The sequence below is a fragment of the Enterobacter cloacae complex sp. HYC003_NIDB genome (assembly GCF_056673375.1).
Genome location: NZ_CP114220.1, coordinates 1,339,725 through 1,351,998, shown reverse-complemented (window position 1 = coordinate 1,351,998; position 12,274 = coordinate 1,339,725). Strand labels below are relative to the sequence as shown.

Here is a 12,274-nt window from a genome sequence, read left to right as displayed (position 1 = left end):
AAAACGGCTCCTGAGTGAACAGGAGCCGTTTAGTATACTACAACCGCCGTGTAATTAACGCGTGATCGCGTACAGCGTGCCGTCTTTTGCCTGAATCAGCAGTTTGCCGTCAGCCACAACGGGCTCCGTCAGGAAGCCTGAGCTATCCACTTTCTGCTGTGCCACGAAGCGACCATTCTCTGGATCGATCCAGTGCATATAGCCTTCGCTGTCGCCCACCACCAGGCTGCCGTTATACAGTGCCGGTGCGGTCAGCAGACGGTGCAGCAGATCGCTCTGCGTCCACAGCGTCACGCCACCTTCGGTGCTCAGCGCCAGCAGACGGTCGTTCTGATCCACCATATAAATACGGTTGCCGTCGACGATGAAATCGTTCACGGAACCCAGCTCACGTTTCCACATGATCTGGCCGCTACGCAGGTCCAGCGCCGTCAGGTTGCCGTTGTACGCCAGCGCGTAAACCACACCGTCGACGATAACTGGCGTGGTGTCCACGTCACTCAGACGGTCAATTTCAGTTGAACCGGTCGCCTGGGAAATACGCTGCTGCCAGATCATCTGGCCCTGCTGCATCAGTACCGCGCTGACACGGCCGTTGTCACCGCCCACAATGGCGGCGCCAAAGGCGGTCGCCGGAGCAGATTCGCCACGCAGAGACAGCGCTGGCATATCCAGGTTAACCGTCCATTTTACCAGACCATCGGCTTCGTTCAGCGCCTGCAACTGGCCGTTGCTGGTATGGATCAGCACCAGGCCGTCGCTGACAACCGGACGCGACAAGGATTCACCGGCAACGGTGGTCTGCCATGCAACCGAACCGTCGCTGGCATTCAGCGCGTAAACCTGCGCTTTTTCGCTGCCCACATACACGTGACCGCCAGCAACGGTCAGGCCGCCAGAAAGCAGTGCAGGTTTACGGGAGAACCAGCCGTCTTTTTCCGCCAGGTTAATGGACCACACTTCTTTTCCGTCATCAGCGTTCAGCGCTTTAACGGTGCCTTTGCGATCGGCCGCATAGACAACGCCGTCAGCAAATGCCGGGTGCAGGTTGGAATAAAAATCGCCAATACCATCACCCACGGAGGTGTCCCAGGCGGTGGATGGGGTGAACTGGTTTTCAACCGTCGGCAGCGGGGACATTTTAACAACGTCTTCTTCGCCACTGAACAGTGAACAACCACTCAATAACGTAACAGAAAGCAGTCCTGGCAGAAGTAATTTACGCAATTGCATTGGGTCCCTCTCAGACGGACAAATTATTTATTTTCATCTGCATCATTTCGCTCAGCGCAGGTGAAGCTTTACTATCCACGCCAGCTTGCCACGCTTTACGCGCGCCCGCTTTATCACCTTTACTCAGCAGTGCTTCACCGCGAAGATCGGCAACAATAGCGGCAAAGCCTTCGCCTTTGATGGTATCAAGCGTTTTCAGCGCGTCGTCGGCTTTTTTCTGCTGAACCTGGATACGCGCCAGACGCAGATTGATCACCGCTTTCAGATTTTCGTCACTGGCAGCAGCAAGCCCCTGAGACAGTTGCGCAGCGGCTTTGTCCAGTTCGTTTTTATCAACATACTGCTGAGCCACTTCCAGCGCAGCCAGCGCGCCGTAGGTGTTTTTGTTGTCAGCGGCAAATTTCTCCGCAGCCGTCAGCGTTTGCGGCTGATCGGCACGGATTGCGCTAACGGTATTTTCGTAGTTCAGGGACGAACCGCGAGCAGAGTCAGCCTGATGATTGTTCCAGTAACGCCAGCCTACCAGCGCACCAACACCTAAAATAACCCCTACAACCAGTGCCTTGCCGTTTTCAGCAAAGAAGCGCTTAACCGCATCAACCTGGTCGTGTTCGTTCTCGTAAATTTCCACGCAGTCCTTCTCCTTAGCCCAATAGAGTGCGCAAGTGCGCCGCAACGCCATCCTGCGTTACCGTAGTTTGCTCACCAGAGCGCAGGTCTTTGACTACCACTTCGCCGTTGGCCACTTCGGACTCACCCAGCACCAGTGCGATACTTGCGCCCCACTTATCGGCACGAGCAAACTGTTTTTTAAAGTTGCCGCCGCCGTGGTTGGTCATCAGCTTAACGTCCGGCAGCGCATCGCGCACGCGTTCGGCAAGCTGCATCGCCGCAGACTGCGTATCCGCACCTGAGGCCACCAGGTATATATCGACAACAGGATCGGCTTTAAATTCCGGATTAACTGCCTGAACCAGCAAAACAAGTCGCTCAAGGCCCATCGCGAAGCCTACAGCCGGTGCTGCGCGACCACCCAGTTGTTCGACCAGACCGTCATAACGACCGCCGGCACAGACGGTGCCCTGCGAACCGAGGCTGGTGGTGACCCACTCAAATACGGTGCGGTTGTAGTAGTCCAGACCGCGCACCAGACGCTGGTTAACGGTATAAGCAATGCCCGCCGCTTCAAGCAGTTTGCACAGGCCAGCAAAGTGTTCGCGGGAATCCTCATCCAGGTAGTCACCCAGCGCTGGCGCATCGTTCAGCAGCGCCTGTACGTCAGGATTTTTGGAATCGAGTACGCGCAGCGGGTTGCTGTACATACGACGCTTACAGTCTTCGTCAAGCTTCTCTTTGTGCTGTTCCAGGAACGCCACCAGCGCATCGCGGTAGTTCGCACGCGCTTCCAGAGAACCGATAGAGTTCAGCTCCAGGGACACGTGCTGAGAAATACCGAGCGCACGCCACCAGCGGGCAGTCAGCATAATCAGTTCAGCATCGATATCTGGTCCTTGCAGACCAAACACTTCCACGCCAAGCTGGTTGAACTGACGGTAGCGGCCTTTTTGCGGACGTTCGTGGCGGAACATCGGGCCGATATACCACAGGCGCTGCTCCTGATTGTACAGGAGACCATGTTCGATGCCGGCGCGTACGCAACCCGCCGTCCCCTCAGGACGCAGGGTCAGGCTGTCGCCGTTGCGGTCCTCAAAGGTGTACATCTCTTTTTCAACCACGTCGGTTACTTCGCCGATCGCGCGTTTGAATAACGGGGTCTGCTCTACAATCGGCAAACGAATTTCGCTGTAACCGTAGCTGCCGAGCACCTGCTTCAGTGTGCCTTCAATGCGCTGCCAGATGGCGGTTTCGCCAGGCAGATAATCGTTCATGCCGCGGATGGCTTGAATGTTTTTTGCCACGTTTATTCTCTTTCTATATACAAAAAAGAACCCAAAGAATGGGTTCAATCATACATGGGAAGCAGCCTGCTTCCCATCACGTTATTTTTCAACCTGCTGAACGCTGATGCGCTTCGCTTCGTCCATCATCGTCGCTTTCGCGCGAATCCGGGCTTCGAGCTGGTCGATCATATCACTATTATCCAGACGATCTTTACGAACGCCATCTTCATAGAGACCACTTTTCTTGTTACCGCCGGTAACGCCCAGCGTGGACACCAGCGCTTCACCCGGACCGTTCACCACGCAGCCGATGATGGAAACGTCCATCGGGGTGATGATGTCTTCCAGGCGCTGCTCCAGAGCATTCACGGTGCCGATCACGTCAAACTCCTGACGTGAACAGGTTGGGCAGGCAATGAAGTTGATCCCACGCGCGCGGATACGCAGTGATTTCAGGATGTCGAAACCGACTTTGATCTCTTCCACCGGATCGGCGGCCAGGGAGACGCGTAACGTGTCGCCGATGCCTTCAGAGAGCAGCAGGCCGAGACCAATCGCCGATTTTACCGAACCGCTTCGCAGACCGCCCGCCTCGGTGATCCCAAGGTGGAGCGGCTGATCGATCTGTTTTGCCAGCAGACGATACGATTCAACGGCCAGGAAGACGTCAGACGCTTTCACGCTCACTTTAAACTGATCGAAGTTAAGGCGATCCAGATGATCGACGTGACGCATTGCGGATTCGAGCAGCGCCTGCGGCGTCGGCTCACCGTACTTTTCCTGGAGATCTTTTTCCAGAGAGCCAGCGTTCACGCCGATACGGATTGGAATGTTTTTGTCGCGGGCGCAGTCAACCACCATGCGAATGCGCTCTTCGTTGCCGATGTTGCCTGGGTTAATACGCAGGCAATCGACACCATATTCAGCAACTTTCAGCGCGATACGGTAATCGAAGTGAATATCGGCAACCAGCGGAACGCTCACCTGCTGCTTGATCAGTTTGAACGCCTCGGCGGCATCCATGGTCGGTACAGAGACGCGAACAATGTCCGCGCCTACGCGTTCTAATGCTTTGATTTGATTGACCGTCGCTTCTACATCCGTAGTACGCGTATTGGTCATCGACTGGACGGCGATAGGCGCCCCATCGCCGACTGGCACGTTCCCAACGTAAATCCGTTTCGATTTTCTACGTTGAATAGGAGCCTGGTTATGCATGTAAAATCTCCCGCATTGCCCGTCTGTTACTGTGCTGCTGATTGTTCGGCATTAACGGTAAGACGCGCAACCTGGTTAGTTCTGATAAAGCGGCTCAGATCGACAGGTTTTCCTTGATACTGGATCTGTACCGCTGCCGGTGCGCCGATTTTAAGCTTGTAAGGTGCCTGGCCCGTTAGATTTAACGTGCCATCTTTACGTTGCAGGCCGCTGAACAGCTTTTTACCTGTCGCATCAGTCACTTCCAGCCAGCAATCCGCCGTGAAATTCATCACCAGCGCATTCGGATCAACGGCAGGTGCCGCCGTACCCGCCGGGTCAGTTGGCAGTGACGCCGCGGTGTTATCTGCCGGTGCCGTTGCCGCAGGGGCGGTATCAACATTGGCCTGTGAAGGTGATACGACCGCGTTTTGATCCTGGGCCTGGGTGGCTGGTGCGGTATTCGCCGTCGCTTCTGGCGTCGTCGCTGGCTCGGTTGCAGGCGTGCTGCTTGCTGCCGCCTGAGGTTCGCTGGAGGTCGCAGCTCCTTCGGTGCTCAGCGGCACGCTTTGCGCGCCGTTATTACCAGACTGATTGAGCTCAGCGGAGGACTGATCGGCCATCGTCGTGATCTCTTCCTGCTGCGCTTTGTGGTTTTGCCACCACCATGCGCCCGTCAGGCCGACAACCACGAACAGGACCAGCCAGGTAAAGCTCATCAGCCAGCCATCGCGTTTTTTACGACGTTTACCCAGAGAGAAGCTCTGCATCGGCGCAACTTTTGCCGCACGCACAGGCGCCTGCTTCTCCATCATCGGCAGTAATTCGTCTTCAGGGATATGAACCAGTTTGGCGTAAGAACGGATATAACCGCGCAGAAATGTTGAAGCCAGATCGGCGGGTGCCTTATCTTCTTCAATATCGCGAACGGTGGAAACCTTCAGGCACAGGCGTTCTGCAACGGCTTGCTGGCTGAGTCCGAGTTGTTCACGGGCGTTGCGAAGACGAACGCCAGTGGAGAGTGCTGCATTTTGATCGTGAGTGGCTTCAGTATTCATTCGCTACAACTACTGGTACGTGAAAATAAGGGTTCAGGTGCCGGTGAGTCACAATGCCACCCGCACCGCGAAACTTTAGGTCAGTTAACCTGGAACAAACAGTATAAGACTGTCGGGCCGCAGATGACAGCGCTGGCAGGCCTTCACGCTAAACTGTTGTTACGTCGTTACATACTGCCCGAAAGTCGTATGAAACGCACCGTAATTATTAATCAGTCATAATGATTGTGACTGAATATTCAGTAAATTAATGCTTCACGGCGCAAAAAACGCGCCGTGTCTGCATAATAATCAAACGGTTTTGACCGCGATTGACTCACCCTGCATGCGCTTACGCAGCGTACGTTTGGTACGGTCAATAACGTCACCCGCCAGCTGACCACAGGCTGCGTCGATATCATCGCCACGCGTTTTACGAACGATGGTGGTGAAACCATACTCCATCAGCACTTTTGAGAAGCGATCGATACGGCTGTTCGAGCTACGGCCATACGGCGCGCCCGGGAACGGGTTCCATGGGATCAGGTTGATCTTACATGGCGTATCTTTCAGCAGTTCAGCCAGCTCATGTGCATGTTCGGTACCGTCGTTAACATGATCCAGCATCACGTATTCAATGGTCACGCGGCCCTGGTTCGCATTGGATTTCTCCAGGTAACGGCGCACGCCAGCCAGGAAGGTTTCGATATTGTACTTTTTGTTGATCGGCACAATTTCGTCACGGATGGCGTCGTTTGGCGCGTGAAGGGAGATGGCCAGCGCAACGTCAATCATGTCGCCCAGTTTGTCCAGCGCAGGCACAACGCCGGAAGTAGAGAGCGTAACGCGGCGCTTGGACAGACCAAAACCGAAATCGTCGAGCATGATTTCCATCGCCGGAACGACGTTGGTCAGGTTGAGCAGCGGTTCACCCATCCCCATCATCACCACGTTGGTGATTGGACGTGTACCGGTGACTTTCGCCGCGCCCACGATTTTCGCGGCACGCCAGACCTGGCCGATGATTTCCGACACGCGCAGGTTACGGTTAAAGCCCTGCTGCGCCGTAGAGCAGAATTTGCACTCCAGCGCACAGCCCACCTGAGAAGAGACGCACAGCGTGGCGCGATCGTCTTCCGGGATATACACGGTTTCAACGCGCTGATCGCCAACGGCAATGGCCCACTTGATGGTGCCATCTGAAGAGCGCTGCTCTTCCACCACTTCCGGTGCGCGGATTTCCGCCACTTCTTTAAGCTTATTGCGCAGCACTTTGTTGATGTCCGTCATGTCATCAAAGTTGTCGCTGCAATAGTGGTACATCCATTTCATGACCTGATCGGCACGAAATGGCTTCTCGCCCATCTCTTTAAAGAACTCGCGCATCTGCTGACGGTTCAGGTCCAGCAGGTTAATTTTTCCATTTTTATTGGGAACCGCAGGAATGGCGACTTCGGAGGTATTCACTAATTCAGACATAATTTTTTCCGGCCTCGTTGTTACACGTTGTGGCCCTTGGTGGGTTGAAAAGAAACGCCCCGGTAAGCAGTCTGCTCGTCCGGGGCGTTGCATTGTACAAAGTCTGGCGCAGGGATGCCACGTTTGCACGCGGCATTTACGAAATTATTAGCGAGTGCGCGGGCACACTTCGCCTTCAGCGAAGAAGAACGCGATTTCGCGCGCAGCAGATTCAACAGAGTCGGAACCGTGGGTGCCGTTCTCGGTGAAGCTGTCTGCATAGTCGGCGCGCAGAGTACCTGCCAGCGCGTTGTCCGGGTTGGTTGCACCCAGCAGATCGCGGTGACGCTGTACCGCGTTTTCGCCTTCCAGTACGGATACCACGATTGGGCCAGAGGTCATGAACTCGACCAGACCATCAAAGAATGGGCGACCTTCGTGCTCAGCGTAAAAACCGCGAGCCTGCTCAACGGTCAGGTGCAGCATTTTGGTGCCAACGATCTTAAACCCTGCTGATTCAAAGCGAGCGAAGATGCTGCCAATAACGTTTTTTGCCACCGCGTTTGGTTTGATGATGGAAAAAGTACGTTCAATAGCCATTGATAACCTCTGTAAAATGTTCTGTTGTTTTTGCATACCTGAGTATGGTGTGGCGCGGATTATAAAGAGCAATAGCGCCATTGCCTATGGTTATGCATAACATTTTTTTAAAATGAGACGAAGATTAGCAACAGCTCGTATTTCGCATACCGTGTTGATGATGAAAACAGAGCGGACACTGCTTTTCATCAGACGTAAATGACCAGAAATGACGGTGGCACGTCAGGCAAACGGCTTCATATGCCGGTATGGTCACGCTTTTCGCTGTTCCTTCTGTTTGCGTCACGTTTATCGCCGCATGCTGGCATACCGCCTCGCAGCCGCCGCACCCCGTACAGCGTCCGGTTTCCACGATCAGTTCAGCGTTCTCAAACCGAATCGCGTTTTCCGTACAACTCCGCCAGCACGCGCCGCACAGTACGCAGGATTCGGTATCGAGAGTTATCTCTGCCTCGCTAAACGCAGAAAACGCCCTGCGCAGTTCACGCTGACCGGGCACGACGCTACAGGCCTGGACATCCTCTCGGGGAACGTGCATCAGCACACGCCGGGCGGTATTAACCTCGTTGACGGGTATATATTTAAACGCCCACGCCGCTTCACCGCGTCGGCGAAGCGCCAGATTCAGCCGGGCAATCGCCAGCAACCAGTCAGGATTCTGCTCCGCGTCGATACTGATAAAACGAACGTGGTGCTGCGCGTGCCACAGCAGAAGCTCATTCACCCCTGGCGCACGGTCAGTAAACGGCCCAACAAGCGTATCGCCACAGAGAAAGCGTTTTCGCGGCGTGATGCCGGTGATGGCCTCAGCGGGGCAGACGAACAGGCAGTCACCGCATTCAATACAGCGGCTGTCATCAACCGAGACGCCTGAGTCGGTAATAGAAAAAGTCTGCACAGGGCAGACGTCCGCGCAGGTGAGGCAGGAAGCGTGGCGAAAACGGCGACGGACGCACGCATGCGTCACGTCCATCGCCGGGACAAAGGTCAATCCGCCCATCAGCCAATACTGAAGAAAACGAAGCGCAGCATCAGCTCACCGACAATCAGCAATGCGCTTCCCAGCAGCATGGGAGATGGCGCCGCTTTCAGACCGCCCGCAGCAAAGCACAGCATACCCGCAACGGATACGCACCAGCTCAGCAGATGAACGGTTCGCAGTTGCTCCAGCATCTGTAGCGGTGCGTGAGGGAACGTCACCACGGTGTTGTCCATAGCCGTAATATCTGCCAGCCAGACGGGCTGCATCACCAGACGCACAAGCACCAGCAGCGTGATAATGACAACCGCCGCACGCACGGTAGTCTGGGAACGCGTCCCAACGGCCATGCAGGCTGAGCCGATAATTCCCACCGAACCGATAAACAGCACCAGAGTGTTTACGTGCTGCCATGTCACCACGGATGCGTGCATGTAGATCTGCGCCATGCAGAACACGTCGACTAAACCAACCAGACCTGCCACAACCAACAGTGGCTTCCAGCCTGGCTTTTTGACAAACATCAGCAGCGTTGCGAAGCCAAGCGCCGCAAGATAAAGACTGGCAAAGATAATCTCACGGCTCAGCCAGGAGCTGGATACGTGGCGCAGCGCGTTAAGAGCATTAAGCGGATAGCCCATGTGCAGCGCGGAGGCGAGCAGCCCCAGGCTCGCCAGCACAAACGCTCCGGCTGCCGGCAGCAGCGCGCTGCGTTGCGTGCTTCCGAACGCCAGCCACAGCGTAACGCCAACCGATCCTTGCAGGAACAACGTAAAAATCAGCAATGGTAACTCATGCATGACGTTTCCCCTCTTTCTCTGCGCCCTGATGCGCTTTGATCACCAGGTTTGGTTTGGTGATGGAGGAATCAGGCAGGCCTTTCACATCACAGACCGCACCATACTTCGCCCGCAGTTCATCAATCGGCCCGAATTTAATCGCTTCGAGTGGACAGGTTGCCGCACAGACGGGCTGCTCTCCCTTCTCCTGGAGATCCACGCAGAAATCACATTTGGACATCTGCCCGGTCTGCTCGTTGAGCTGTGGCGCGCCGTAAGGGCAAGACCATGCGCAGTAGCCGCAGCCGACACACTTATCAGTATCAACGCGCACAATGCCGTCCCCCGGACGCTTATGCATCGCGGTGGTTGGACAGTTTTTGGTGCAGACAGGGTCTGCGCAGTGGTTACAGGAAATAGAGAGCGTGTAGGCAAAAACGTTGTTGCTGACGCCGCCCTGCCCGGTCGGGATAAAACTCCCGCCGTTGACTTCATAAACGCGACGGAAACGACGTCCGACCTCAAGGTTGTTTTTATCTTTGCACGCCACCTGGCATGCCTTGCAGCCCGAGCACCGAGAAGAGTCGATATAAAAACCCAGCTGTTTGTCGCTCACCGGTGCGTAATGTTTAAACTGACTCATGCTTTAGCTACCTCCACCAGCATGGTTTGATGGGAATTCCCTTTCGCAAGCGCGGTAATACGGGCGGAACTGAGCACGTTCGCGCAGCCGCCTTTATCGATACCCTGCGCGTCCGGCTGCCACCAGGCGCCTGCCTGCATGGCCACCACGCCTGGAATGATGCGCGGCGTGACCTCCGCCGGGATCTCGCAAATGCCGCGCGCGTTATGAATACGCACGGTATCCCCCTGCGCAATGCCGCGCTTTTGCGCATCCTGCGGGTTGATCCACAGCTTTTGCTGCTGCGCCTCAATTAACCACGGGTTGGCGTACTGGGTGGAGTTAGCGCGGTTTTTCCCTTTCCAGGTGATCAGCTGGAGCGGGAAGGTTTTCGCCAGCTCGTCTTCCGGCCCTTCATGGGCTGGCACGTAGTGCGACAGCGCCGGAATTTCCGGGTGATGTATGTCGTACAGACGCTTCGAGAAGATCTCAATTTTTCCGGACGGCGTCGGGAACGGATGATTCTGCGGATCGCGAATGTTGTCTTCAAAGGCAACGTACGGCGCGCTTTTGAAAAGATGCTGACGCGTCTTCTGTAGCGTCGCGAAGTCCGGCAGGTTTTCATCCGGCATGGACAGCCGCGTCTGCTCCCAGATGTGCTCAATCCACGCTTTTTCGTCACGGCCCTCGCTGAACGCTGGCTCGACGCCAAGCTTAGCAGCGACTTCCCGCAGCCAGTCGTAGTCTGAACGGCGTTCAAATTCAGGTTCAATCAGCTTTTCTGACAGGATCAGATAGCTTGCCGTGCCCCAGGTTTCGCCGATATTCCAGCGTTCCATGAAGCTGGTTTCCGGCAAAAGCAGGTCGGCGTATCTGGCGCTCGGCGTCATAAACAGATCGCTTGCGACGATAAACTCGATTTTCGACTCGTCTTCCAGGACACGGGTTGCCTGATGAAGATCCGGGTTCTGGTTAGCCAGATAATTGCCCGCCAGCGAGAACAGGATGCGGATATTGCTGTCCAGCTTCTCAGCATCCTTCAGGCCATCTTCCGCGGTTACCTTAGAAGCATCATCCGCGGCCTGCACCCAGTTCATGACCGAAATTTTGGCGTTGACCGGGTTGTCCGGCATCTCTGGCCCGGCCGCAAATTTGCGGTTTGCGCAGCCGCCATAGCCTGCTGCCCAGCCGCCTTTCACCCCGACGTTACCCGTTAGCGTGGCCAGTATCGTCGAGCCGCGCGCGGTGCGCTCGCCGCAGTTGTGACGCTGCGGTCCCCAGCCCTGGATCAGCGCGGCGGGTTTGGTGGTTGCGTAGTCACGCGCCAGCTGACGAATAGTTTGTGCAGGCACGTGGGTGATTTTCTCTGCCCACTCAGGCGTTTTCGCCACGCCATCCTTTGCACCGCTCAGGTAAGCCATCAGGGATTCATTGGCCGGAACGCCCTCTGGCATGGCGTCTTCGTCAAAGCCCAGGGTGTAGCGTTGAATAAAGTCGCGATCGTGCAGATTCTCCGTGACGATCACATACATCATCGCGTCCATCAGGGCGTTGTCCGTGGCAGGAAGCAATGGGATCCACTGATCGGCAAGGGAGGAAACCGTATCGGAATAGCGTGGGTCGACAACAATGAAGCGCGTGCCGTTTTGCTTCATCTTCTGGTAGAAGTGGTTGCTGTGCCCGAAGATGGTTTCCGTCGGGTTATGCCCCCAGAGAATGACCAGTTTGGTATCCAGCAGCGTGTCCAGAGAGCTGCCGCTGGCGGCGGTGCCATAGGTATACGGCGTTGCCGCCGCCGTGTTACCCATACTGACCGAGTGATAGCTTTCGAGATAGCCGCCGGTTAAGTTGAGCAGACGACGAACCATTTTATCGCCGGAAAAGGTCCCGCCGGACACCGCGGTGCCCACATGAACATAGCGTGACGCAGCACCGTATTTTTGCGTAATAGTTTTTAATTGATTCGCAATGAGGGTGGTGGCTTCATCCCAGGTAATACGCTCGAATTTTCCTTCGCCACGTTTACCTACGCGTTTCATTGGATATTTCAGTCGATCGGGGTGATAAACAAATTTCCGATAAGCCCGACCACGAACGCAGGCGCGCATTACTGGCATCTGCGGATCCAGCGCGTTATCCGGACGCGTTGAAATTCGGGTCACAACGCCATCACTGACGTGAGCACGAATATCACACTTCCCGCCGCAGTCAAACGTACTACAGGTTTGCACCACTTTTTCTTCAGGCGTAGCGTCTGAAACCGCCGCGCCCTGTGCCTGTACTTTGCCGGTTTTGACGACAAACGGCAGGGCGGCGAGCGCCGACCCTGCCTGAATAAACTGACGCCGGGATATGGCGGGAATAAGCCCTTCTCCCTGATGTTTATTTTTTTTCATTGCTCGTTCCTTCAAATAAAAACGCATTCTCGTTTTTTTTCAGGAACGAATATTGATAATTATCAAGCTAAC

At 55.4% G+C, this 12,274-nt stretch carries 11 protein-coding genes; all 11 read right to left on the bottom strand.

What is annotated here, in order from left to right; genetic code table 11:
• Positions 1–54: 54 nt before the first annotated feature.
• Complete coding sequence (bamB, locus tag O1722_RS06445; RefSeq protein WP_017383525.1) at positions 55–1,233, bottom strand: outer membrane protein assembly factor BamB; 1,179 nt, start codon at positions 1,231–1,233, stop codon at positions 55–57.
• Between the two features lie 10 nt (positions 1,234–1,243).
• Entirely contained in the window at positions 1,244–1,864 is a 621-nt protein-coding gene (locus tag O1722_RS06440) for a YfgM family protein (RefSeq protein WP_017383526.1), read from the bottom strand.
• 13 nt (positions 1,865–1,877) lie between these two features.
• Positions 1,878–3,152, bottom strand: coding sequence for a histidine--tRNA ligase (gene hisS, locus O1722_RS06435; protein WP_017383527.1), 1,275 nt, complete (start codon positions 3,150–3,152; stop codon positions 1,878–1,880).
• Positions 3,153–3,233: 81 nt separating this feature from the next.
• Positions 3,234–4,352, bottom strand: a complete 1,119-nt coding sequence (gene ispG, locus O1722_RS06430) for a flavodoxin-dependent (E)-4-hydroxy-3-methylbut-2-enyl-diphosphate synthase (RefSeq protein ID WP_017383528.1) — start codon at positions 4,350–4,352, stop codon at positions 3,234–3,236.
• A 26-nt stretch (positions 4,353–4,378) separates the two neighbouring features.
• Positions 4,379–5,389, bottom strand: a complete 1,011-nt coding sequence (gene rodZ, locus O1722_RS06425; RefSeq protein ID WP_032649072.1) for a cytoskeleton protein RodZ — start codon at positions 5,387–5,389, stop codon at positions 4,379–4,381.
• Positions 5,390–5,680: 291 nt separating this feature from the next.
• A complete protein-coding gene (gene rlmN, locus O1722_RS06420; protein WP_003860623.1) occupies positions 5,681–6,847 on the bottom strand; it encodes a dual-specificity RNA methyltransferase RlmN in 1,167 nt (388 codons plus the stop codon).
• Positions 6,848–6,994: 147 nt separating this feature from the next.
• Positions 6,995–7,426 (bottom strand): nucleoside-diphosphate kinase, encoded by a 432-nt coding sequence (gene ndk / locus O1722_RS06415; protein ID WP_003860625.1) that lies wholly within the window; start codon positions 7,424–7,426, stop codon positions 6,995–6,997.
• A 124-nt stretch (positions 7,427–7,550) separates the two neighbouring features.
• Complete coding sequence (locus tag O1722_RS06410) at positions 7,551–8,426, bottom strand: 4Fe-4S binding protein (protein WP_033487451.1); 876 nt, start codon at positions 8,424–8,426, stop codon at positions 7,551–7,553.
• Positions 8,426–9,205, bottom strand: coding sequence for a dimethyl sulfoxide reductase anchor subunit family protein (locus O1722_RS06405; RefSeq protein WP_033487452.1), 780 nt, complete (start codon positions 9,203–9,205; stop codon positions 8,426–8,428). The genes O1722_RS06410 and O1722_RS06405 overlap by 1 nt, the downstream gene beginning before the upstream one ends.
• The gene (locus O1722_RS06400) at positions 9,198–9,827 is read right to left on the bottom strand and encodes a DMSO/selenate family reductase complex B subunit (RefSeq protein ID WP_050515892.1); all 630 of its coding nucleotides are present in this window, start codon (positions 9,825–9,827) and stop codon (positions 9,198–9,200) included. The genes O1722_RS06405 and O1722_RS06400 overlap by 8 nt, the downstream gene beginning before the upstream one ends.
• On the bottom strand, positions 9,824–12,202 hold the full coding sequence (locus tag O1722_RS06395; protein WP_033487454.1) for a DMSO/selenate family reductase complex A subunit: 2,379 nt from the start codon (positions 12,200–12,202) through the stop codon (positions 9,824–9,826). Before O1722_RS06395 ends, O1722_RS06400 begins: the two co-directional genes overlap by 4 nt.
• Positions 12,203–12,274 lie beyond the last annotated feature (72 nt).

Excerpts from the sequence above, each read along its gene's own strand:
- bamB (WP_017383525.1), bottom strand. The coding sequence starts at position 1,233 with ATGCAATTGCGTAAATTACTTCTGCCAGGACTGCTTTCTGTTACGTTA.
- ispG (WP_017383528.1), bottom strand. The coding sequence starts at position 4,352 with ATGCATAACCAGGCTCCTATTCAACGTAGAAAATCGAAACGGATTTAC.
- rodZ (WP_032649072.1), bottom strand. The coding sequence starts at position 5,389 with ATGAATACTGAAGCCACTCACGATCAAAATGCAGCACTCTCCACTGGC.
- rlmN (WP_003860623.1), bottom strand. The coding sequence starts at position 6,847 with ATGTCTGAATTAGTGAATACCTCCGAAGTCGCCATTCCTGCGGTTCCC.
- ndk (WP_003860625.1), bottom strand. The coding sequence starts at position 7,426 with ATGGCTATTGAACGTACTTTTTCCATCATCAAACCAAACGCGGTGGCA.
- O1722_RS06410 (WP_033487451.1), bottom strand. The coding sequence starts at position 8,426 with ATGGGCGGATTGACCTTTGTCCCGGCGATGGACGTGACGCATGCGTGC.
- O1722_RS06405 (WP_033487452.1), bottom strand. The coding sequence starts at position 9,205 with ATGCATGAGTTACCATTGCTGATTTTTACGTTGTTCCTGCAAGGATCG.
- O1722_RS06400 (WP_050515892.1), bottom strand. The coding sequence starts at position 9,827 with ATGAGTCAGTTTAAACATTACGCACCGGTGAGCGACAAACAGCTGGGT.
- O1722_RS06395 (WP_033487454.1), bottom strand. The coding sequence starts at position 12,202 with ATGAAAAAAAATAAACATCAGGGAGAAGGGCTTATTCCCGCCATATCC.